Origin of the sequence: Rhodococcus rhodnii NBRC 100604, from assembly GCF_001894925.1 — a bacterium.
In the GTDB taxonomy this organism is placed as follows: Bacteria; Actinomycetota; Actinomycetes; order Mycobacteriales; family Mycobacteriaceae; genus Rhodococcus_F; species Rhodococcus_F rhodnii.
The window spans coordinates 137,014-156,884 of record NZ_BCXD01000012.1 but is presented as its reverse complement, the minus strand read 5'-3'; the positions used below and the strand labels follow the sequence as shown (position 1 = coordinate 156,884).

At 68.8% G+C, this 19,871-nt stretch carries 23 protein-coding genes and 1 tRNA gene; 12 read left to right on the top strand and 12 right to left on the bottom strand.

Annotation, left to right across the window (positions count from 1 at the left end):
- Positions 1 to 27: 27 nt before the first annotated feature.
- Positions 28 to 540 (bottom strand): ImmA/IrrE family metallo-endopeptidase, encoded by a 513-nt coding sequence (locus RR1_RS11240; protein WP_010840176.1) that lies wholly within the window; start codon positions 538 to 540, stop codon positions 28 to 30.
- 176 nt (positions 541 to 716) lie between these two features.
- On the opposite strand from RR1_RS11240, the gene RR1_RS11235 reads away from it, so the two are divergent.
- Positions 717 to 914 carry a hypothetical protein gene (locus RR1_RS11235; protein ID WP_010840177.1) on the top strand — a complete coding sequence of 66 codons (198 nt, stop codon included), beginning with the start codon at positions 717 to 719 and terminating at the stop codon, positions 912 to 914.
- A gap of 421 nt (positions 915 to 1,335) precedes the next feature.
- Here the strand turns inward: RR1_RS11235 and RR1_RS11230 are convergent, their stop codons facing one another.
- From RR1_RS11230 to RR1_RS21945, 4 genes are read right to left on the bottom strand one after another with little or no spacing between them, the layout of a single operon-like run.
- On the bottom strand, positions 1,336 to 1,656 hold the full coding sequence (locus RR1_RS11230; protein ID WP_081634274.1) for a DUF2510 domain-containing protein: 321 nt from the start codon (positions 1,654 to 1,656) through the stop codon (positions 1,336 to 1,338).
- 40 nt (positions 1,657 to 1,696) lie between these two features.
- Positions 1,697 to 2,497, bottom strand: a complete 801-nt coding sequence (locus RR1_RS11225) for a DUF2637 domain-containing protein (RefSeq protein ID WP_010840180.1) — start codon at positions 2,495 to 2,497, stop codon at positions 1,697 to 1,699.
- A complete protein-coding gene (locus RR1_RS11220; RefSeq protein WP_010840181.1) occupies positions 2,494 to 2,700 on the bottom strand; it encodes a hypothetical protein in 207 nt (68 codons plus the stop codon). The genes RR1_RS11225 and RR1_RS11220 overlap by 4 nt, the downstream gene beginning before the upstream one ends.
- A 13-nt stretch (positions 2,701 to 2,713) precedes the next feature.
- Complete coding sequence (locus tag RR1_RS21945; protein WP_010840182.1) at positions 2,714 to 3,667, bottom strand: helix-turn-helix domain-containing protein; 954 nt, start codon at positions 3,665 to 3,667, stop codon at positions 2,714 to 2,716.
- 170 nt (positions 3,668 to 3,837) lie between these two features.
- Between RR1_RS21945 and RR1_RS11210 the strand changes: the two genes are divergently transcribed.
- Entirely contained in the window at positions 3,838 to 4,095 is a 258-nt protein-coding gene (locus RR1_RS11210) for a helix-turn-helix domain-containing protein (protein ID WP_010840183.1), read from the top strand.
- Between the two features lie 77 nt (positions 4,096 to 4,172).
- Here RR1_RS11210 and RR1_RS11205 read toward each other — a convergent pair.
- Positions 4,173 to 4,245, bottom strand: a tRNA-Lys gene (locus tag RR1_RS11205).
- A 303-nt stretch (positions 4,246 to 4,548) separates the two neighbouring features.
- On the opposite strand from RR1_RS11205, the gene RR1_RS11200 reads away from it, so the two are divergent.
- From RR1_RS11200 to phoU, 4 genes are all read left to right on the top strand, one after another.
- Positions 4,549 to 5,523: an acyl-ACP desaturase gene (locus RR1_RS11200; protein WP_010840185.1), complete on the top strand. Its 975-nt coding sequence runs from the start codon at positions 4,549 to 4,551 to the stop codon at positions 5,521 to 5,523.
- 134 nt (positions 5,524 to 5,657) lie between these two features.
- The gene (gene dusB, locus RR1_RS11195; protein WP_010840186.1) at positions 5,658 to 6,797 is read left to right on the top strand and encodes a tRNA dihydrouridine synthase DusB; all 1,140 of its coding nucleotides are present in this window, start codon (positions 5,658 to 5,660) and stop codon (positions 6,795 to 6,797) included.
- Between the two features lie 144 nt (positions 6,798 to 6,941).
- Entirely contained in the window at positions 6,942 to 8,702 is a 1,761-nt protein-coding gene (locus tag RR1_RS11190; RefSeq protein ID WP_040775417.1) for an LCP family protein, read from the top strand.
- 86 nt (positions 8,703 to 8,788) lie between these two features.
- Complete coding sequence (gene phoU / locus RR1_RS11185) at positions 8,789 to 9,484, top strand: phosphate signaling complex protein PhoU (RefSeq protein ID WP_010840188.1); 696 nt, start codon at positions 8,789 to 8,791, stop codon at positions 9,482 to 9,484.
- 90 nt (positions 9,485 to 9,574) lie between these two features.
- Here phoU and pstB read toward each other — a convergent pair whose 3' ends face one another.
- The 6 genes from pstB to RR1_RS11155 form a co-directional block, all read right to left on the bottom strand.
- Complete coding sequence (gene pstB / locus RR1_RS11180) at positions 9,575 to 10,351, bottom strand: phosphate ABC transporter ATP-binding protein PstB (protein WP_010840189.1); 777 nt, start codon at positions 10,349 to 10,351, stop codon at positions 9,575 to 9,577.
- 49 nt (positions 10,352 to 10,400) lie between these two features.
- Entirely contained in the window at positions 10,401 to 11,312 is a 912-nt protein-coding gene (gene pstA / locus RR1_RS11175; protein WP_010840190.1) for a phosphate ABC transporter permease PstA, read from the bottom strand.
- Between the two features lie 4 nt (positions 11,313 to 11,316).
- Complete coding sequence (gene pstC, locus RR1_RS11170) at positions 11,317 to 12,411, bottom strand: phosphate ABC transporter permease subunit PstC (RefSeq protein ID WP_040775420.1); 1,095 nt, start codon at positions 12,409 to 12,411, stop codon at positions 11,317 to 11,319.
- Positions 12,412 to 12,494: 83 nt separating this feature from the next.
- Positions 12,495 to 13,631 carry a phosphate ABC transporter substrate-binding protein PstS gene (gene pstS, locus RR1_RS11165; protein WP_040775423.1) on the bottom strand — a complete coding sequence of 379 codons (1,137 nt, stop codon included), beginning with the start codon at positions 13,629 to 13,631 and terminating at the stop codon, positions 12,495 to 12,497.
- A 151-nt stretch (positions 13,632 to 13,782) separates the two neighbouring features.
- Positions 13,783 to 14,727: a mycothiol synthase gene (mshD, locus tag RR1_RS11160; RefSeq protein ID WP_010840193.1), complete on the bottom strand. Its 945-nt coding sequence runs from the start codon at positions 14,725 to 14,727 to the stop codon at positions 13,783 to 13,785.
- Positions 14,724 to 15,479, bottom strand: coding sequence for a winged helix-turn-helix transcriptional regulator (locus RR1_RS11155; RefSeq protein ID WP_010840194.1), 756 nt, complete (start codon positions 15,477 to 15,479; stop codon positions 14,724 to 14,726). Before RR1_RS11155 ends, mshD begins: the two co-directional genes overlap by 4 nt.
- Positions 15,480 to 15,679: 200 nt before the next feature.
- Between RR1_RS11155 and RR1_RS11150 the strand changes: the two genes are divergently transcribed.
- The 6 genes from RR1_RS11150 (at position 15,680) to RR1_RS11125 (ending at position 19,844) form a co-directional block, all read left to right on the top strand.
- On the top strand, positions 15,680 to 16,456 hold the full coding sequence (locus RR1_RS11150; RefSeq protein WP_010840195.1) for an LmeA family phospholipid-binding protein: 777 nt from the start codon (positions 15,680 to 15,682) through the stop codon (positions 16,454 to 16,456).
- Positions 16,453 to 16,923: a thioredoxin family protein gene (locus RR1_RS11145; RefSeq protein WP_010840196.1), complete on the top strand. Its 471-nt coding sequence runs from the start codon at positions 16,453 to 16,455 to the stop codon at positions 16,921 to 16,923. Before RR1_RS11150 ends, RR1_RS11145 begins: the two co-directional genes overlap by 4 nt.
- A gap of 229 nt (positions 16,924 to 17,152) precedes the next feature.
- Entirely contained in the window at positions 17,153 to 17,659 is a 507-nt protein-coding gene (locus tag RR1_RS11140; protein ID WP_010840198.1) for a DUF4395 domain-containing protein, read from the top strand.
- An 85-nt stretch (positions 17,660 to 17,744) separates the two neighbouring features.
- Positions 17,745 to 18,581, top strand: a complete 837-nt coding sequence (locus tag RR1_RS11135; protein WP_010840199.1) for a sulfurtransferase — start codon at positions 17,745 to 17,747, stop codon at positions 18,579 to 18,581.
- Between the two features lie 2 nt (positions 18,582 to 18,583).
- Positions 18,584 to 18,892 carry a DUF1416 domain-containing protein gene (locus RR1_RS11130; RefSeq protein ID WP_010840200.1) on the top strand — a complete coding sequence of 103 codons (309 nt, stop codon included), beginning with the start codon at positions 18,584 to 18,586 and terminating at the stop codon, positions 18,890 to 18,892.
- A gap of 232 nt (positions 18,893 to 19,124) precedes the next feature.
- Positions 19,125 to 19,844, top strand: coding sequence for a heme-binding beta-barrel domain-containing protein (locus RR1_RS11125; protein WP_010840202.1), 720 nt, complete (start codon positions 19,125 to 19,127; stop codon positions 19,842 to 19,844).
- Positions 19,845 to 19,871: the final 27 nt, after the last annotated feature.

Genomic DNA, 19,871 nt, shown 5'->3' with positions numbered 1-19,871 from the left:
AGCTCGGGTCGTCCTCGCCGAACTCGGTCAGCAAGACGCGGCAGGAACGAGCCGGATGCCGAGTCGGCGAAGCCGAACCTCAATCGCGGGCACCGAGACGTCGAAGTAGCCGGCCATGCGGATCAGCGTGCAGCCCTCGTCTTCGAGTCGTCTCACCGCGTCCTCGGGCATCAGTAGGTTCGCGGCGAACTCGTTGGCATAGAACTCGTGGGCGTCGGTCTTCGACGTCCGTTTGTCGACGAACGCGAACCCTTCCCGCAGGTCTCCCAGCGTCTCGGTTCGCTCGACGAAGTGGCCGAGCTCGTGCGCGCACGTGAACCGTTTCCGAGGACGCGTCTCGGACTCCTCGACGAAGATCACCGGCTGAGTGCGAAGCCGGGAGATCACCATCCCGGACGTCCCGTCCTCGAGCGGTGCCTCGGAAGCGCGCACACCCATGTTCGCGGCGATCTCGAACGGATCGACAGGGAAATCTCGGCCTCGCCAATGCGTAGCGAGCGTGTCCTCAGCGGCGCGACGGGCAGCCTCCTTGATCAGCATCGCCCGAACACCTCCCCTGCCGTGTCATCTCTTGCGCTGCATATGGCAAGAGAGTATCTAGCGCGACTCTAGCTGTCCCCGATACGCCTGACCATTTGGGCACCCCAAGCCGATCCCGGCGCCACATCATTCCCCGCGGAAACGTTCGATACCTCGTCAATGCAAGGAGACAACCGGTGACAACTCGGCACACATCGCATCGTCGCGTCGACGCCGCGAACCTGATCGTGCTCGTGGTCGCCGTCGCCTCCGGCATCTTCGCCTACACGCTCGTCACCTACGCGAGCATGAACGCACTGGTGATCGTCCCGGCAGTAGTGGTCGCGACCCTCAGTGTGCCGAACCTCATCAAGCGCGAAGCCCCGCGTGAGTGACGGCGCAGATCAGAGTCACTCACAGAGTCAAGGGAACCAACCGCATCCTGCGTGCGTCGAAACCTGCATGGACGAGGGGGATGGGACCCGCGACTCGACTGGGTGCTGTGGGAAGTCGAGATCCTCGCGTGGCACGAGACGGGCGGGGACGGCGCCGAGTGAGCTTCCCTCTCACGCGGTGCCGTCCCGCCGCTCACGCTAGCAGCCTATCGAACGAATGTGCGAACATCGGCAGGTGAGGCACACCGAACCCGCACCGACGCACTGCGGCAACGGGCACCCGCTCAGCGCGCGCCGCGTCATCGTCGGCTGGCTGCCCTGCGCCTGCACCGCCGTCACCAACGGCGGCCACCGCACCCACACCTGCCCAGCCTGCGGACACGTCACCCACACACCCGCGTGCACCCGGTGACCGGATGCGTCAGCCGGCGCGCTGAACTCGCGGCCGTAGTACCCACACGAGAACGCCGACTCCGACCGAGAGGAATCCGCCGACGAGGAAGAACATGCTCACGGCTTCGCTGGCAACGAACCCGAGGCCAATGCCGCCGAACATCGCGAGCACGCCGAGGATCGCTAGCAGACGCGAGATCGCGCGGTATGCGTGCACCGGACTGATCGTTCCCGCCGGCGCCTGTGTCGGCGCGGGCGCCGCCGACTCTGTCCATGCTGCCCCGTCCCAGTACCGCACGGTTCCAGCCATCTCGGGATCGGGGTACCAGCCCGCTGCCATCTGTGTCATGGCGTGATTCATATCAGATCTTTCGGGCGGTGCGAACTCTTCATGCGACCTTGTCGCGTTGTGACTCTTGGTGCGCCTTCCACCATCGGCCGACGTTTTTGTCGGAGGTGTCGCATGCGCGGGCGATCGCGCGGAAGGAGAGCGCGGGGTTCGCGGTCTTCATAGAGATGACGCGCTGTCGCGTCTCTTCGGTCGCGGCTGTCGCACCGTTCGTGACCTGCGCGTTCGGGATCGAGGTGAGCTTCGGTGTCGCGGGTGCGACGACGGGGATCGGGACGGTGTCGCACTCGGCTTCCGGCTTCGCCGCGGCGACATCGGGTGTCGCGGGCGAGATGTCGGTCGCGGTGTGCGCCACTGCGGCAGGTGGTGTCGCGCGGCGCGACGTCGCGGGCTCGGTGCGTGTGGGTGCGACATCGGCGCTCTCGCTGTCGCGGCGTGCTTGGTCGTGCATCTTGACCGCGAGGTGCGGTGCGACGAGCAGGCACAGCGGCGGGACGACGTAGACGGCGGCCGTCGCGGCGGGCGGGAGCGGGCCGGGCGGGAGCATGCCGGCGGTGATCGCGGCGATGACGGACACCGAGGTTCCGGCGCCGAGCATCACCCACGCGTAGCGGTGCGCGGACGGCGTGGAGAGGGTGAGGACGCCGCGGGTCGCGACGATCGCGAGGCCGTCGACGGCGAGCGGCCACAGATGCGCGGTGACGGTGCCGTAACCCGCGCGCTCGGCCAACTCGGCGAGCTTGCTGTAGCTGAGGATGAATCCGATCGCGGCGATCGCGTAGGGCGCAGCGATGTCGAGCCGCCGGCCGAAGCGAGCGCCGCCGGACGGCGCGGCGCTCATTTCGCGTCTCCGGTCGGCCAACCCACGTCGATGCCGTCCCTGATGAGGCTGTGGGCGCCGTAGTGAGCGTTCGCGAAGACGTGCGCGTTCGCCAGCTCGATGATCATCGCGTTCAGTGCGGCCCGGATCTCGGGCTGATCCTCGTATCGGTCGCGGTAGTCGGTCGCGATCTTGAAGGCGTCGTACGTGAAGCGTTCGGTCATGTCGGGTGTCCTGTCAGGAGGCGCGGCGCGCGAGGTTCGGGCGGCATGTGGGGCAGGCGACGAGAGCGTCGGCGTCGAGCCACCCGTGGTCGCAGTCGGTGCATGCTGTGGGCCCCGCGGGCACGTCGGTGCGCGGTGCGGTGAGCATCTGCCAGGAGCCGATCCAGCCCTGGACGTAGAGCGTGGGGCGTTCGCTGCGCTGGTGTGCGGCGGCGTGGCGCACGAGGGCGTCGATGCCGTGCTGCGTGATCAGGTGCGAGATCTCGGCGGCCTGGTCCGGTCGGAGCGAGTCCCATCGGGCGGTGATGCCCGCGGTGCGGCATGCGCTCCGGAGCGCGTCGAGTTCGTCGTCGGAGTCGACCTCCACCACCACAGCGCGCTCGGGCGTCGTGCTCGGCTGCACGGGCTTCGCGGCTGCCGGGGTTGTGGTTGTTGATCGGTCCTTTCTTACGGTCCTTTCTAAGGGGCCTGGCGAACCGGCGTCCGGTTCACCGGTCGGAAAACCAGGCGCCGGTTTTCCAGGCCCCGGTGGCGTGGGGACCGGGGACGGATTATCAGGCTCCGGTGGCGCGAGCACCGGGGACGGGTTTTCAGGCTCCGGCTCGGCGAACGCCGGGGACGCGATTTCAGTCGTCGGGCTGACCTGCGGCGGAGTGGGCCGATCGGTGACGGGCTCCTCGTGGACCGTCGAGACGGTCGCGATGCGTCCGGTCCTCGGGTCACGGACCTTCTCACGGACGAGGTAGCCGACTGTCTCGAGCTCGGACAGCGCTCTGCGGATCGCGTCACGGCCTTCCCCTGGCGTCTCGCGTGCGAGGGTCTCGGCACGGGTCGACCAATTCTCCGGCCTGGAGAGGATGGAGGCGAGGACCCCGCGGGCCCGGAACGAGAGACGCGCGTCGGTGAGGACCTTGTTCTGCAGGATCGTGTAGGAGTCCTGCTTGCGCGCAGCGCGACGGATCGTCATGCGATCACCTGCTGCTGCATCTGGGTATGCTTGTGCATCGTTCGACTGCTTTCCTTTCAGAGAATGTCGGACGTTCTGGACCCGTCGCGAGTGCCCTCTCGCGGCGGGTCTCTCTTTTCGGTTGTGTGCCTCATATTGACACGAACCATTGCCGCATGTCTAGATGAGACATGCGCAATGAGGGAGAAGGGTCGGGGATCATCCCCGAGTGGGACGTCGCTGACCGCATGCGGAAGGCGATGCGGGTGGCCGGCCTGCCGACTGGCGTGATGGCGGATCGGCTCGGCGTGTCGCGCGAGAGCGTCGGGCGATGGATCAACGGCCGGGTCAACCCCAGCCTCGACACACTGAACCGCTGGTCCGAGGTGACTGGTGTCTCGTACGCGTGGATCCGATTCGGCGACGACGCGCACAACAACGACAGCTGACCGTGCGTGCTGCACTTCTGCTGCACGCACGGCCTCACGGCACGCGCAGACCGGGCGCATTACCTGGTCAACTACGGTGCCCCCAGTAGGGCTCGAACCTACGACCTGCGGATTAAAAGTCCGTAGCTCTACCAACTGAGCTATAGGGGCGCGGTCGCAGAGTTTAACGGACCGGTGTGCACCCCGGTAGCCGGGTGACGACCGAGCGACCGCTCGGATTGCCTTGCCCTATGACGTCGGTCATACTTCTGCTGCGCGACGGCTGGTTTCGGTGTGCGGCGAGCGGATTCTCCATCGCGCCCGTGGACCGGCAGAACGCCCCCTCGGGCGACCGCCGGCAGTGACCGGAAGTAACGGAGCACCGAAGCCCGTCGATCCGACGCAGAGCACGTCCACCCATTCCTACGGTGCCGTAGGGTGGCGAAGTCACATCGCATTACGGAGGCAGAACCAATGGCGAGGGACCTGACCCAACTCGAGCTCCTGCAAGAGCTGGCAGGTGTGGCCGAAGAGAACGTCAACCGGCACCTGTCCATGGCCAAGGAGTGGCATCCGCACGACTACGTCCCGTGGGACGAGGGACGTAACTTCGCCGCGCTCGGCGGCGACGACTGGGACCTCGAGCAGTCCCAGCTCGACGAGGTCGCCCGCGCGGCGATGATCACCAACCTCCTCACCGAGGACAACCTCCCCTCCTACCATCGCGAGATCGCCGACAACTTCTCACGCGACGGCGCGTGGGGCACGTGGGTCGGCCGGTGGACCGCCGAGGAGAACCGGCACGGCATCGTGATGCGCGACTACCTCGTCGTCACGCGCGCCGTCGATCCCGTCGCGCTCGAGCGCGCCCGCATGACGCACATGACGAACGGTTTCGCGTCGCCCGCCGAGATGGGCGGCGAAGGCGGCAGCTTCCTGCACTCGGTGTCGTACGTGACCTTCCAGGAGCTGGCGACCCGCGTCTCGCACCGCAACACGGGTAAGGCGTGCAACGACCCGATCGCCGACCGCATGCTGCAGCGCATCGCGGCCGACGAGAACCTGCACATGATCTTCTACCGCAACATGTGCGGTGCGGCCCTCGACCTCGCGCCCGATCAGGCCCTCGAATCGATCACCCAGGTCCTCGAGCGCTTCGAGATGCCCGGCGCCGGAATGCCCGACTTCCGCCGCAACGGCGTGCTCATGGCCAAGCACGGCATCTACGACCTGCGTCAGCACCTCGAAGAGGTCGTCCAGCCGGTGCTCCGGAAGTGGCGGATCTTCGAGCGCACCGACTTCACCGCGCGGGGCGAGGCGACTCGCGAACGGCTCGGCGAGTTCCTCGAGAAGCTCGACTCGCAGGCGTCCCGCTTCGAGGAGCAGCGCGATCGCATGCTCGCCCGCGAGGCCGCCAAGCGCGAGAAGAGCGCCGCCGCAGCCGTCTGAGCCGAGGCGGCCACCCGCCGCGACCCGATATCCTGTGCCCGGTGCCCGCGCGACGGGCACAGGTGCGTTCGGCCCCCGCGCACACAGCCGTCAGCCCACGTCACCGCCATTCCGCAGTCCAGAGGTTCCCCTTCATGACCCTTCGCATCGGTTCGCTCGAGCTCGCCAGTCCCGTCGTGCTCGCCCCCATGGCGGGCGTGACCAACGTGGCGTTCCGCACACTGTGCCGCGAGCTCGAAGCCGAGCGTGCCGGGAGCACGTCCGGGCTGTACGTGTGCGAGATGGTGACGGCGCGCGCGCTCGTCGAACGTCAGCCGGCGACGATGCACATGACGACGTTCGCGCCGATCGAGACACCGCGCTCGCTGCAGCTGTACACCGTCGATCCCGAGTACACGTACGCCGCGGCCAAGATGATCGTCGACGAGAACCTCGCCGATCACATCGACATGAACTTCGGCTGCCCCGTCCCCAAGGTCACGCGCAAGGGCGGCGGTTCGGCGCTGCCCTACAAGCGCCGGCTCTTCGGGCAGATCGTCGCGGCGGCCGTCAGGGCCACCGAGGGAACCGACATCCCGGTGACGGTGAAGATGCGGGTCGGGATCGACGACACCCACCACACGCACCTCGACGCGGGCCGGATCGCCGCCGCGGAGGGCGCGGCCGCCGTCGCCCTGCACGCCCGCACCGCGGCGCAGCGCTACTCGGGGCAGGCCGACTGGAACGAGATCACGCGGCTCAAGGAGCACGTCACCGACGTCCCGGTGCTCGGCAACGGCGACATCTTCGCCGCCGAGGACGCCGCCGCCATGATGGCGCAGACGGGGTGCGACGGCGTCGTCGTCGGACGCGGCTGCCTCGGCCGGCCCTGGCTGTTCGCGGAGCTGAGCGCCGCGCTCAACGGTCGCGAGATCCCGACCCCGCCGACCCTCGGCGAGGTCACGGCGATCATCCGCCGCCACGCCGAGCTGCTCGCCGACCACCACGGCGAGGACAAGGGCATGCGCGAGCTGCGCAAGCACGTCGCGTGGTACCTCCGTGGCTTCCCCGCCGGATCGGACCTGCGATCGTCGATGTCGCTGGTGAGCAACCTCACCGAACTCGACGATCTGCTGAGCCGGCTCGACCCCACCGTGCCCTTCCCGAAGGACGCCGAGGGCCCGCGCGGCCGTCAGGGCTCGCCCGGCAACGTCGCACTTCCGGACGGGTGGCTCGACGATCCCGAGGACGACTCGGTGCCCGCCGGTGCGGAGCTGATGCACTCGGGCGGCTGACCGGCACGCCTTCGGGCGGCCGGCCACCGTGGCGCCGCCACGCCCGCGCCACGACTGGAACCCCGTCACGTCATCAGTACTATGGGCGCAATCCGTCGAGTCGACGGTTGCTGGTCCTGTCGGCGGAGAGTTCGGAGTACGACTGTGGGTGACGACCGCGATGAGGAGTCGCCCGCACCCGATTCCCGCGCCCCCTGGGAACGCCCGCTCGCTCGCCGCGACTACCGCGAATCCCGGCCTCCCGGCCACGTGCCGCCCGCGCATCGGCGCCACCCGGAGCCGACCGGCGACCCGTACGATCCCGACCGCACCGAGGTCATCGAACCCGTAGCGGCCACCCCTCCGCCACCGGCTGCCGTCCCGCAGGCCGTCGGCGCGACGCGTGCCGCACGCTCCGCGACGGATCGCCGCCGCAGCCGCAAGCGCATGCGAGTCCTCGGGCGCACCCTCGTCACGCTGGCGTCGATCGTCGCGCTCGCCGCGACCGGCACCGTCTGGGGATACCTGCGCGCGACGGAGGGCAAGCTCTCGCAGGTCTCGGCGCTCGACACCGAGTCGGACGACATCGTCGACGCGCTCGGTCAGCTCGGCGACGAGACCTATCTCGTCGTCGGCACCGACACCCGGGCCGGAGCGTCCGGCGAGATCGGTGCCGGCACGGTCGACGACGCCGGCGGCGCTCGTGCCGACACCGTGATCCTCGTGAACATCCCGGCCGATCGCTCGCGCGTCGTGGCGGTGTCGTTCCCCCGCGACCTCGACGTCGAGCGGCCGCAGTGCGAGGGCTGGGACAACGACACCGGCACGTACACGGGCGAGATGTTCGACAGCGCCTACGGTGACAAGCTCAACGCGACGTACGCGCTCGGCGGCCCGAAGTGCCTCGTCAAGGTCATCCAGAAGATGTCCGGCCTCAAGATCGGGCACTTCGTCGGCATGGACTTCGCCGGTTTCGAGACGATGGTCGATCAGATCGGCGGCGTCGACGTGTGCACCACCGCTCCGCTCGTCGACGGCATCCTCGGCACCATCATCGCGGACCCGGGCAATCACCGACTCGAGGGCCGCAGGGCGCTCGACTACGTCCGGGCACGCCACATCGAGGCCGAGGGCAACAGCGACTACGGGCGCATCACACGCCAGCAGAAGTTCCTGTCCAGCCTGCTGCGGGAAGCGCTGTCCGGCCGGGTGCTGCTCAATCCCGGCAAGCTCGGCGGACTCGTCGACGCGTTCACCCGGGAGACGTTCGTGGAGAACATCGACACCCGCTCGCTGCTGAGCCTCGCGCGCTCGCTGCAGAACGTCGATGCGGGCGCCGTCACCTTCCTCACCGTCCCCACCGCGGGCACGAACGACTGGGGCAACGAGATCCCCCGCACGGACGACATCGACGCGATCTTCCGCGCGATCATCGACGACGCCCCGCTCCCGGGCGAGGAGCGCGCCGAGCCGATCGCGCCGCCGGCGGACGCACCGGCCGAGGCTCCCACCGCCGTCGAGGCCCTCGATCCCTCCGAGGTCTCGGTGCAGGTCTCCAACGCCTCGGGCATCAGCGGCAGCGCCGCGACGACGGCGGACTCGCTCGCGGTGTACGGCTACCAGATCCTCAGCGTCGGCAACTACACCGAGACGACGTACGACACCCTGGTGCGCTTCTCCCCCGGCAACGAGTCCGAGGCCGCGACCGTCGCGTCGAGCATCCCCGGCGCCGTCCTCGAGTCCGCTCCCGGCCTCGGCGGGTCGATCGAAGTGGTCCTCGGTTCCGGAGCGCCCGCGTCGATCAACGCTCCCGCGGTCGTCGGTACGCCGCTCGACGCGACACCGCAGCAGATCGGGAGCGCACCCGAGATCGAGATCCCTTCGGACCTCGCCGTCGTGAACGCGGGCGACACCACCTGCACGTGAGAATCGCGTCGCACGGTGCTCTCGTTCACCTCCCGTTCACCGACGGTCCGTGACTTGTATTCCCAGCATGCGTAGGATTTCGAACCATGCGTGCGGCTTACAACGACAAGATGACCGAGCTCGGTGACCTGCTCGGCGAAATGGCGGGTCTCGCCGGCGAGGCGATGGACAAGGCCACTCGTGCTCTGCTCCAGGCCGACCTGACGCTGGCCGAACAGGTCATCAGCGACCACGACCGGATCACCGAGCTGAGCACCGTGTCCGAAGAACGGGCCTTCGCCCTCCTCGCGCTGCAGGCACCCGTCGCGGGCGACCTGCGCTCGGTCGTCAGCGGCATCCAGATGGTCGCCGACATCGACCGAATGGGCGCGCTCGCGCTCCACGTCGCGAAGATCGCGCGCCGTCGGCACCCGAATCACGTTCTCCCCGAAGAGGTCAACGGCTACTTCGCCGAGATGGGCCGGATCGCGGTGTCGATCGGCGCAGCGGCGAAGGTCGTCCTCGAGACCCGCGACCCGGAACTCGCCGCGCGGTTGCGCGACGAGGACGAGGCGATGGACGACCTCCACCGCCACCTGTTCACGGTCCTCATGGACCGCGACTGGAGCCACGGCGTCGCCGCGGCGGTGGACATCACGCTGCTCGGCCGCTTCTACGAGCGCTTCGCCGATCACGCCGTCGAGGTCGGGCGTCGTGTCATCTTCCTCGTGACGGGCAAGCTGCCCGACGACGACGCCACCGTGAAGGCCGACGCGGACAACCTCACGACGTACCCGGACTAGCACCGGCTTCCCACCGCACACGAACGAGCGCCCCGGCTGGACAGCCGGGGCGCTCGCTTTCGTTCGGGTGATCTCGCAGGGGGCCGGGTCTCAGCCGAAGCGGCCCGAGATGTAGTCCTCGGTAGCCTTCTGCGACGGGTTGGAGAAGATCTTCTCGGTGTCGTCGATCTCGACGAGCTTGCCGGGCTTGCCGGTCGCCTCGAGGTTGAAGAACGCCGTCTGATCGCTCACGCGCGCTGCCTGCTGCATGTTGTGCGTCACGATCACGATCGTGTAGTCCTGCTTGAGCTCGGTGATGAGGTCCTCGATCGCGAGCGTCGAGATCGGGTCGAGCGCCGAACACGGCTCGTCCATCAGCAGGACGTCGGGCTGGACGGCGATCGCACGGGCGATGCAGAGCCGCTGCTGCTGTCCGCCGGAGAGTCCGCCGCCGGGCTTGTCGAGCCGATCCTTGACCTCGTTCCACAGGTTCGCGCCGCGCAGCGAATTCTCGGCAACCTCGTCGAGACGCTTCCGGTTGCGCTCACCCTGCAGCTTGAGCCCCGCGACGACGTTGTCGCGAATCGACATCGTCGGGAACGGGTTGGGGCGCTGGAAGACCATGCCGATCGTCTTGCGCACACCGACCGGGTCGACACCCGAGCCGTAGATGTCCTCGCCGTCGAGCAGGATCGAACCCTCGACGCGGGCACCCGGGGTCACCTCGTGCATGCGGTTGATCGACCGCAGCACGGTCGACTTGCCGCAGCCCGACGGACCGATGAACGCGGTGACTCCGCGCGGCGGAACCGACAGTCCGACGTCGGCGACGGCATGGAACTTGCCGTAGTAGATGTTGACGTCCTTGAGATCCAGACGCTTGGCCATCAGTGGCTCCCTATCGGTTTCGGGTCGTGCGAAGAACGGGGGCGGCGCGTCACTTGCTGCGCACCTGCGAGAAGTGACCGATCGTCTTGGCTGCGATGTTGAGGATCGCGATGAGCAGGATCAGCGTCAGCGCCGCTCCCCACACGCGGTTCGAGCCGGCCTCGGTCGGGTTGTTCATCTCGGCGACCATGACACCGGGGAGGGTGCCCATCTCGCCGCCGAACAGATTGAAGTTGATGAAGGGCGCGTAGCCCACGAGGATCAGCAGCGGCGCGGTCTCGCCCATGACGCGAGCGACCGCGAGCATGATGCCCGTGATGATGCCGGGGCCCGCCGTCGGCAGGACGATCCGGGCGATCGTCTTCCACTTGGGCACGCCGAGCGCGTACGACGCCTCACGCAGATCCTGCGGCACGATGCGCAGCATCTCCTCCGTCGAGCGCACGACGATCGGCACCATGAGGAGGACGAGCGCGAGCGCGACGGCGAATCCGGACTTCGGCATCCCGAAGGTTGCGACCCACAGCGCGAAGATGAACAGCGCCGCGACGATCGACGGAACACCGCTGAGGATGTCGACCATGAACGTCGTGATGCGCGCGAGCTTCGAACGCCGGTCCGCGTACTCGACGAGGTAGATCGCGACGAAGACACCGAACGGGATCGAGATGACGGCGCACACGAGTCCCTGCAGGATCGTGCCCACGAGGGCGTGGTAGACGCCGCCGCCGTCCGACGACGCCGTGAGCCCGCTGAGCGAGTTGCTGAACCACGTCGAACTCGTGATCGCGGGAAGACCCTTCGACACGACGGTGACGAGGACCCAGATCAGCGGGACGAGGGCGATCAGCACCGCGAGCGTCACGAGCACGGTCGCGAGGACGTCGCTGAAGCGGCGCCGCGCGCCGACGCCGGTGAACGTCGGCGACTTGATCGGGCGATCGAGGGTGGATGTGCTCATCTCGCTAGTCCTTCTTGCCCGCGACGACGGCACGTGCGGCGGCGTTCACGACGAACGTGAGCACGAAGAGCACGAGCCCGGCGGCGATGTAGGCACCGGCCTGGATGTTGTTGTTGAACTCGGCGTAACCGAGTGCGATCTTCGACGCGATCGTCGAGCCACCGTCGAAGAGCGACCACGAGAACGCTTCCGACGTCGTGCGCAGAATGAGGTACAGCGCCATCGTCTCACCGAGAGCGCGGCCGAGGCCGAGCATCGAGCCACTGATGTAGCCCGACTTGCCGAACGGCAGGACCGTGGTCTTGACGACCTCCCAGCGCGTCGCGCCGAGCGCGAGCGCCGCCTCGATGTGGGCGGTCGGCGTCTGGACGAAGACCTCGCGGGTCACGGCGGTGATGACGGGCAGGATCATGACGCCGAGCACGATGCCGGCGGTGAAGATCGTGCCGCCGCCCGCGATCGAGCCGCTTCCACTCGCGAAGAGCGGGAACCAGCCGAGATTCGAGTTGAGCCACTCGGCGAACGGGACGATCGCGGGGCCGAACACGAGCAGTCCCCACAGGCCGTAGACGACCGAGGGCACCGCGGCGAGCAGGTCGATGACGTACGCGAGCGGGCGCTTGAGCCACGACGGCGCGTACGAGGTGAGGAAGATCGCGATCCCGAGTGCGACGGGCATCGCGAGGACGAGCGCGAACAGCGACACCAGCACGGTGACCTGCAGCAGGTCGAGGACGCCGAACGCCATGTCGCCGATGTCGACCGTGCGCCATTCGCGGCTGGTGAGGAAGTTCGCCTCGTTGCGGGAGAGCGCGGGGACCGCTCGCCAGACGAGGAAGATGCCGATCGCCGCGATGACGACCGACACGAAGGCCGCGGAGCCCGTCGAGAGCGACCGGAAGATCCGGTCTCCCGGACGGCCTTTCGCGTTGCCACGGATCCGCTCGTCTCGCTGCGGATCCGGTTCGCGAGAGCCTGGTGCGGCATCGTCGCGGGTCTGGGTGGAGCTCACGTCGGCCTCCGCTACGGCGTTGTTCGGACCGCCCGCCCCCGGCCTGGCCGGGGTGGAGCGGGCGTTGGATCTGGGCGCGTCACTCATGCGCTCACATTCACTTTCCTGTTACCGAATAGTAGATCCACGGGCGGTCCGAACTCGTCACGTCGTGATGGGAAGAACGTCGATCAGGCGATCGCCGCGACCGACGCGGTGATCTTCTCGCGCATCGAATCCGGGAGCGGCGCGTAGCCCTGCTCGGCGAGGCCTTCCTGACCCTCGTTCGCTGCGCTGGTGAGGAAGGACTTGACCGCGGCACTGGTGTCGGCGTCGTAGCCGGCCGAGCACACGATCTCGTACGTCGCGAGCATGAGCGGGTACGCCTCGGCACTGGTGTTGCCGTAGATCGACGACAGGTCGAGCGTCAGGTCGCCGGGGCCGCCGTCACCCACGAAGGCAGCTTCCTCGATCGCCTTGCCGGTCGTGGTCTCGTTCAGCTCGACGGGGCCGTTGCCGTTGTCGAGCTTCGCGATGGTGAGGTCGTTCTGCTTCGCGAAGGACTCCTCGACGTACGTGATCGAGTTGGGTCCGCCGGCGACTGCCTGCGCGACGCCCGCCGAGCCCTTGGCGCCCTCACCGACACCGCCCGTGAAGTCCGAGCCGGCACCCGACGTCCAGGACTCGGGGGCGGCGGTCTCGAGGTACTTCTGGAAGTTGTCGGTCGTGCCCGACGAGTCCGAGCGCACGATCGGCGTGATTCGCTCCGCGGGAAGCGAAACGCCCTCGTTGAGGGCCGCGATCGCCGGATCGTTCCACTCGGTGATCTGGCCGTTGAAGATCTTCGCCGTGGTGTCGGCGTCGAGGACGAGATCGTCGACGCCCTCGAGGTTGAAGGCGAGCGCGACCGGGCCGAACACGAGCGGCAGGTTCCATGCCTCGCCGCCGACGCAGCGGTTCTTGGCCTCCTCGGCCTGCTCGTCCTTGATCGCCGAGTCGGAGCCGGCGAAGTCGACCTGGCTCGCGACGAACTGCGTCCGGCCGTCACCCGAGCCGGTCGGGTTGTACGCGACGTTGACCGTCTTGCCCTGCTGCTGGCAGACGGCGATGTAGGTGGCGACGAACTGATCCATCGCGTTCTTCTGCGCCGACGACCCCGCACCCGAGAGATTCGGCTTGCCCTCGCACGTGGCGTCGGAGTTCGCCGCGTCGATCCCGCTCGATGCCGAGTTGTCGTCGCTGCCGCACGCCGCCAGGGTCATCGTCCCCACCAGAAGCGCCCCGGCTGCCGCGCCGGCTCGAAGCACTCCACTGCGCCTGAGATTCACTCGTTCCTCCGAAGTCGGTTCTGTGCACGGGGCACCAGATGGACCGTCGCCACCCAGCGAGTCAACGTAAGGGCCGCTCGTGTCCACTCTCTCGCCGACGAGTGAACGGAAAGTGAACAGCAGGAACAGTTGTCGGCCGACGTGAGCGCATTCACTCTGCGGCGGTGATCGCGGTCACGCGCGCATAGGCGACGTCGACGTGGAACCGCGTGAAACCCAGGCGTTCGTACGTGTGCAGCGCCGCGGCGTTGTCGCCCTCGACGTAGAGCAGGACGGTCCCGAGACCGAGGTCCGCGAGATGCTGCATCCCGGCGATCGTCAGGACGCGGCCGAGGCCACGGCCCTGCGCATCGGGATCGACGCCGACGACGTACACCTCGCCCGCCTCGGGTTCGTCGCCCTGCGCCGGATGAACCTTGGTCCAGTGGAATCCGAGGAGCCGCCCCGTGCCGTCGTCGACCGCGAGGAACAGCCCGCGCGGATCGAACCACGGCTCGGCGCGGCGTTCGGCGACGTCACGCTCGGTCCACGTGCCCTGTTCCGGGTGCCACGCGAACGCGGCGGCGTTGACGCGCAGCAGTTCGGCGTCGTCGGCGGGGCCCTCGTAGGTCCGGAGCGTCACGCCCGCGGGCACCTCCACGGGGGGAATCGGATCGGCGAGCGGGCGGCGGAGTTGCAGCAGCTCCCGCGCTCCCGACAGTCCCAGCCGGGCCGCGACGGCGCGCGCCGCCGGTAGGTCGCCGTGCGCCCACACCCGCGCGCCGGGACCGCCTTCGTCGAGCGCGGCCGACACGAGCGCGGCACCGAGACCGCGGCCGCGATGCTCGGGATCGACGACGACCTCCGCCATCGCGACGTGGTCGTCGTGCCCCGGAACGACCTGGGCGTACCCGGCCACCGCACCCGACTCGGTGTCGACGACGAGGTGACGTGCGGCGTCGCCGCGGCCGTGCACGGCGTGGACGCCCTGTTCCGCCACCGGAGCGGTGCCGTCGGCGGCCGTTGCCTTCGCGAGGAGGGCGTCGACCTGCCCGGGATCGGCGACGGCGCCGGACCACTCGGGGCTGCGCGGCGTGCCGGGCTCGAACCGCGTCATCGGAGGGGCGAGCCGTCCATGTCGGGGAACTCGAGGTCGCCCGACTCGCTCTCGTCCGCGACGACGAGACCGCCCGACTTGCTCCGCGTCGGGCGGACGGCCTTGTAGCCGACGTTGCGGACGGTGCCGATGAGCGATTCGTACTCGCTGCCGAGCTTGGCGCGCAGCCGCCGCACGTGGACGTCGACGGTGCGGGTGCCGCCGAAGAAGTCGTAGCCCCACACTTCCTGGAGCAATTGGGCGCGCGTGAAGACGCGGCCCGCGTGCTGCGCGAGGTACTTGAGGAGTTCGAACTCCTTGTAGGTGAGGTCGAGCGGCTTGCCACGCAGCCGGGCGGTGTACGTGCCCTCGTCGATCACGAGTTCGCCGAGCGTGATCTTGCCGGACGCCTCGGGGGCGGCGGCACCGCCGCTGCGGCCGACCAGCAGACGCAGCCGCGCGTCGACCTCGGCGGGGCCGGTGCCGGGCAGCAGGATGTCGTCGAGACCCCAGTCGGAGCTCACCGCGACGAGACCGCCCTCGGTCAGGACGGCGACGACCGGGACGGCGGATCCCGTGCTTCCCAGCAAGCGGCACAGGCCTCGCGCGGCGGCGAGATCGGTGCGAGCATCGACGAGCGCGACGTCGGCGGCCCCCGCCTCGAGCAGCGACGACACTTCGGTCGGCGCCGGCCGGACGGTGTGCGCGAGCAGCGCCAACGCCGGAAGCACGGCTTTCGGGTCGGGGTCGGAGGTGAGAAGCAGGAGCTCCACACGACCTCCTCTCTGTGCTGCGACAGTAGGGCCGCGACTCGGACACATGTCGCGATCGGGTCGCAAACAGAGTAGCGGTGTTCGGTCCGGTTCGCCTCGGCGAACCCCGGTAGAGCACAGCATGCTCCCGTTCGGCGACTTCCGGCCCGTACGGCACAACAGCCCGCACTGCACAATGGCCCGCACTGCACAATGGTCCGGTGCGCAAACTCATCGCCGGACTCGCCCTGCTGCTGGGGCTCGCCGTGCTCGTGGACTTCGGGTCCGCGGCCTACGCCGAGTACCGGATCTCGAGAGAGCTGCGCAAGGGCGCCGAACTCGACGCCGACCCCGAGGTCACGATCAGCGGCTTCTCGTTCCTGACGCAGGTCGCCGACGGCTCGTACCGCGACATCGCGATCCGTGCGCAGGGGGTGCGCAGCGACGTCGTCGGCGAGGTGACGATCGAGGCCGACCTTCGCGGCGTCCACGCCCCGTACTCGGCCCTGGTCGACGGAGAGCTCACGTCGTTGCCGGTCGACGTGCTCGAGGGCCGTGTCCTCGTCGGCGCGACGGAGCTCGGCCGTTTCCTCGGCATCCCGGATCTCGAGGTGTCCGCACCGCCCGCGAGCAGGTCCGACGGCACGGGCGGCTCGGGCGGCTCGGGCCCGACGACCGCCGGCGGCGTCGTCCTGACGGGGACGGTGCCCGTGGGTCCCATCGAGACCACGGTGTCGGTGCAGGCCGACCTCGTGCTCGCGGACGGCGACGTGCACATCGTCGCGAGCGACTTCTACTTCGGGCCGGAGGGACAGGCCGACTTCTCCATCCCCGATCCGCTCGAACCCGTCGTCCTCGGCCTGTTCACGCGCACGATCGATCCCGAGCAGCTGCCGTTCGGCGTCGTGCCCACCGAGGTCTACGCCGAGGGCTCGCAGATCGTCGTCGAGGGCATCGGGGAGGACGTCACGATCACGCTCGACGAGGTGCAGGCGTGAACGGTCTGCTCGTGGTCCTCGCGATCGTCGTCGTGGCGGTCGTCGTCGGGCTGCTGTTGCGTCGCCGGGAGGGCGCCGTGCGCGCGACGGCGCCGTCGCCCGACGGAACGCCGTCGCCGCTCGCCGCGATCCCCGAGATCGACGCTCGCCCCGCCGGCAGCCCCGTCGTCCTGCACTTCTCTGCCGACTGGTGCGGCCCCTGCGCGGCGGTGCGACGCGTCGTCGCGCGGGTGACCGAGGAGTTGGCCGAGACCGCGGCACCGCCGCTCGACGTCGAACTCGACATCGACGAACATCCCGCGCTGGCAGCGGAATTCGGAGTCCTGTCGCTTCCCACCACGTTCGTTCTCGACGGCGACCTGCACGAGCGTTTCCGCATCGCGGGCGTTCCCGTGGCCGCTGCGCTGCGCGAATCCGTTGCGCCCCTCACAGGGGGCGCGGGTTCCGCTCCGCGAGAAAACGGGTAGGCTCTGGGCCGTGCATACCCCGACCGAGCTGTTGCTCACCCGACGCCGCGCAGTGGACCTGTGCCGCCTCGGGGTGTGTTGCTGTACCTGTCGCTGATCGTCGTCCGTCGCCGCCTCGCGGCGCCGAGCCCCACCGGCTCGCCCCGATCGATCGCACGTCGCGCACAGGGATCGTGTTCTCACGAGATGCTCCCGTAGGCGCGCCGTCGCCCGCCAGCGCAGGAGCATCATGTCCGCACCGAACACCCCCACCGTCGGCGCCACGGAGACCCCGTCGCCCTCGAACGACCTCCCCGGCACCGTGACACGCGTGGACGTCCGGGGACCGCGCTTCGTCGCATGGATCACCACAGCCGTCCTCGCGGCCGCAATCGTCGTCGCCTCCTTCTCCCCCGTCGTGGCGGGAATCGTCCTCGCCCTGCAGGCCGTCGTGTTCGCGATCGGCGCCGCGCTCGGCCCGCATCGCGGCCCGTACGGCCGGGTCTTCCGTGCGCTGGTGGTTCCCCGTCTGACCCCGGTGACGGAGACCGAACCGGTCGCGCCGCTGCGTTTCGCGCAGACGGTCGGCTTCGTCTTCGCCGCCGTCGGGGCGATCGCGATGCTCGCGGGCGTCGTCGCCGTCGGCTTCGTCGCCGCGGGATTCGCCCTGTTCGCGGCACTGCTCAACGCCGCGTTCGGCTTCTGCCTCGGCTGCACGATCTACCCGCTCGTCCTTCGCCTGCGCCCGGCCCACTGAGCTCGTCCCCGAAGCAGGTCGTCCCGACTCGTTTCTCGTCACGAATCGTTTTCTCGTCACAGCTCGACACACCGAAAGGAATCCCATGGCTCGCTCCGACGTCCTGGTCTCTGCCGACTGGGCAGAGCAGAACCTGAACGCTCCGAAGACCGTCTTCGTCGAGGTCGACGAGGACACCAGCGCCTACGACGGTGGCCACATCGAAGGCGCCATCAAGCTCGACTGGCGCAAGGACCTGCAGGACGGAGTCCGCCGCGACTTCCTGAACCAGGAGCAGTTCTCCGAGCTCCTGTCGGCTCGCGGCATCGCCAACGACGACACCGTCGTCCTCTACGGCGGCAACAACAACTGGTTCGCGGCCTACGCGTACTGGTACTTCAAGCTCTACGGCCACCAGGACGTCAAGCTGATCGACGGCGGCCGCAAGAAGTGGGAACTCGACGGACGTCCGCTGTCCAAGGACACCGTGACGCGCGAGGCCACCGAGTACAAGGCGTCGTCGCCCGACCTGTCGATCCGCGCGTTCCGCGACGAGGTCATCGACGCGATCGGCAGCAAGAACCTCGTCGACGTGCGTTCGCCCGACGAGTTCTCCGGCAAGATCCTCGCTCCCGCGCACCTTCCGCAGGAGCAGGCACAGCAGCGCGGGCACGTTCCCGGCGCCATCAACATCCCGTGGAGCACCACCGCGAACGAGGACGGCACCTTCAAGTCGGACTCCGATCTCGAGGAGCTCTACAAGGAGAAGGGCTACGAGGACGGCAAGGCGACGATCGCCTACTGCCGCATCGGCGAGCGGTCGAGCCACACCTGGTTCGTGCTGCACGAGATCCTCGGCAAGCCGGATGTGAAGAACTACGACGGCAGCTGGGTCGAATACGGCTCGCTGGTCGGCGCACCGATCGAGTTGGAGGCGAAGTAACCATGTGCGGAGCACCCGTTCAGACCCAGACGCTGCCCGCCGGCGTCGACGTCGAGAAGGAAACCGTCATCACCGGGCGCGTCCTCGCGGCCGACGGCCAGCCGATCGGCGGCGCGTTCGTGCGTCTGCTCGACGGCAGCGGTGAGTTCACCGCCGAGGTCGTGGCATCGGCCACCGGCGACTTCCGCTTCTTCGCCGCACCCGGCGAGTGGACCGTGCGCGCCCTGTCCTCGTCGGGCAACGGCACCGCCGCAGTGAGCCCGCAGGCTCCCGGCGTCCACACCGTGGACGTCACCGCTGCCGAGAAGTAGGACGGCGAGCGCCGAGCGCGGCCCCGGACCGATCACGTCGGTCCGGGGCCGCGCTCGTCCGTCCCGTGGTCCCGATCCCCCGTCTCGTCGTGCGATGCCCGAGCACGGCGTGCGAGTACGAGAGTTAGGATGACGACGTGGTCATTTTCTTCGAGCTCCTTCTGGTGCTGTGCTCCCTGCTCATCGCGTGGTTCACGTTCTACGTGATCTACCGTCTGGTCACCGACGAGTCGTGAGCCCCAGCGGCACCGGCACTCCCTCCGACGACGCGCACGACGCGTCGTCGGACTCCGGCAGCGCCGCCTCCGGGCCGGTTCCGGGTAGCGGCGACGCCGCGGTCGCGGCGGCCGCCGAGCGCGCCGAGGGCACGCGCGGACTCAACGTCCCGACGCTCCCCGATCTGCCGGTTCCGGACGACACCGCGAATCTCCGCCTCGGCCCCGATCTGAATCACGCCCTGCTCGCCGTCCTGCCGCTCGTCGGTGTGTGGCGCGGCGAGGGCGAGGGCCGCGACCTCGACGGCACCGACTACCGCTTCGGTCAGCAGATCGTCGTCTCGCACAACGGCGGCGAATACCTGTCGTGGAACTCCCAGACCTGGGTGCTCGGCGAGGACGGCGACTACCTCCGCGAGGATCAGCGCGAGACGGGTTTCTGGCGGGTCACGGGTGATCCGACCGCCGGTGCGAACAACGACGAGGTCGTCGAGCTGCTGCTGACCCACGCCTCGGGAGTCGTCGAGCTGTACTACGGCGAAGCACGCACACAGTCGTCGTGGGAACTCGCGACGGACGTCGTCATCCGCACGACGTCGGGGGCGCTCGTCGGCGGCGCGAAGCGGCTCTACGGAATCGTCGACGGCGGCGATCTCGCATACGTCGAAGAACGCGTTCTCGCCGACGGCGAACTCCAGCCGCGCATGTCCGCGCGGCTCTCCCGCTACATCGGCTGATCGCCCGGTCACCGGGATCGATCCTGC

Bases quoted from the DNA above. Each gene is read 5' to 3' on its own strand.
- RR1_RS11240 (WP_010840176.1), bottom strand. From the start codon at position 540: ATGCTGATCAAGGAGGCTGCCCGTCGCGCCGCTGAGGACACGCTCGCT.
- RR1_RS11230 (WP_081634274.1), bottom strand. From the start codon at position 1,656: ATGACACAGATGGCAGCGGGCTGGTACCCCGATCCCGAGATGGCTGGA.
- RR1_RS11225 (WP_010840180.1), bottom strand. From the start codon at position 2,497: ATGAGCGCCGCGCCGTCCGGCGGCGCTCGCTTCGGCCGGCGGCTCGAC.
- RR1_RS11220 (WP_010840181.1), bottom strand. From the start codon at position 2,700: ATGACCGAACGCTTCACGTACGACGCCTTCAAGATCGCGACCGACTAC.
- RR1_RS21945 (WP_010840182.1), bottom strand. From the start codon at position 3,667: ATGACGATCCGTCGCGCTGCGCGCAAGCAGGACTCCTACACGATCCTG.
- RR1_RS11210 (WP_010840183.1), top strand. From the start codon at position 3,838: ATGCGCAATGAGGGAGAAGGGTCGGGGATCATCCCCGAGTGGGACGTC.
- RR1_RS11200 (WP_010840185.1), top strand. From the start codon at position 4,549: ATGGCGAGGGACCTGACCCAACTCGAGCTCCTGCAAGAGCTGGCAGGT.
- dusB (WP_010840186.1), top strand. From the start codon at position 5,658: ATGACCCTTCGCATCGGTTCGCTCGAGCTCGCCAGTCCCGTCGTGCTC.
- phoU (WP_010840188.1), top strand. From the start codon at position 8,789: ATGCGTGCGGCTTACAACGACAAGATGACCGAGCTCGGTGACCTGCTC.
- pstB (WP_010840189.1), bottom strand. From the start codon at position 10,351: ATGGCCAAGCGTCTGGATCTCAAGGACGTCAACATCTACTACGGCAAG.
- pstA (WP_010840190.1), bottom strand. From the start codon at position 11,312: ATGAGCACATCCACCCTCGATCGCCCGATCAAGTCGCCGACGTTCACC.
- pstC (WP_040775420.1), bottom strand. From the start codon at position 12,411: ATGAGTGACGCGCCCAGATCCAACGCCCGCTCCACCCCGGCCAGGCCG.
- mshD (WP_010840193.1), bottom strand. From the start codon at position 14,727: ATGACGCGGTTCGAGCCCGGCACGCCGCGCAGCCCCGAGTGGTCCGGC.
- RR1_RS11140 (WP_010840198.1), top strand. From the start codon at position 17,153: ATGTCCGCACCGAACACCCCCACCGTCGGCGCCACGGAGACCCCGTCG.
- RR1_RS11135 (WP_010840199.1), top strand. From the start codon at position 17,745: ATGGCTCGCTCCGACGTCCTGGTCTCTGCCGACTGGGCAGAGCAGAAC.
- RR1_RS11130 (WP_010840200.1), top strand. From the start codon at position 18,584: ATGTGCGGAGCACCCGTTCAGACCCAGACGCTGCCCGCCGGCGTCGAC.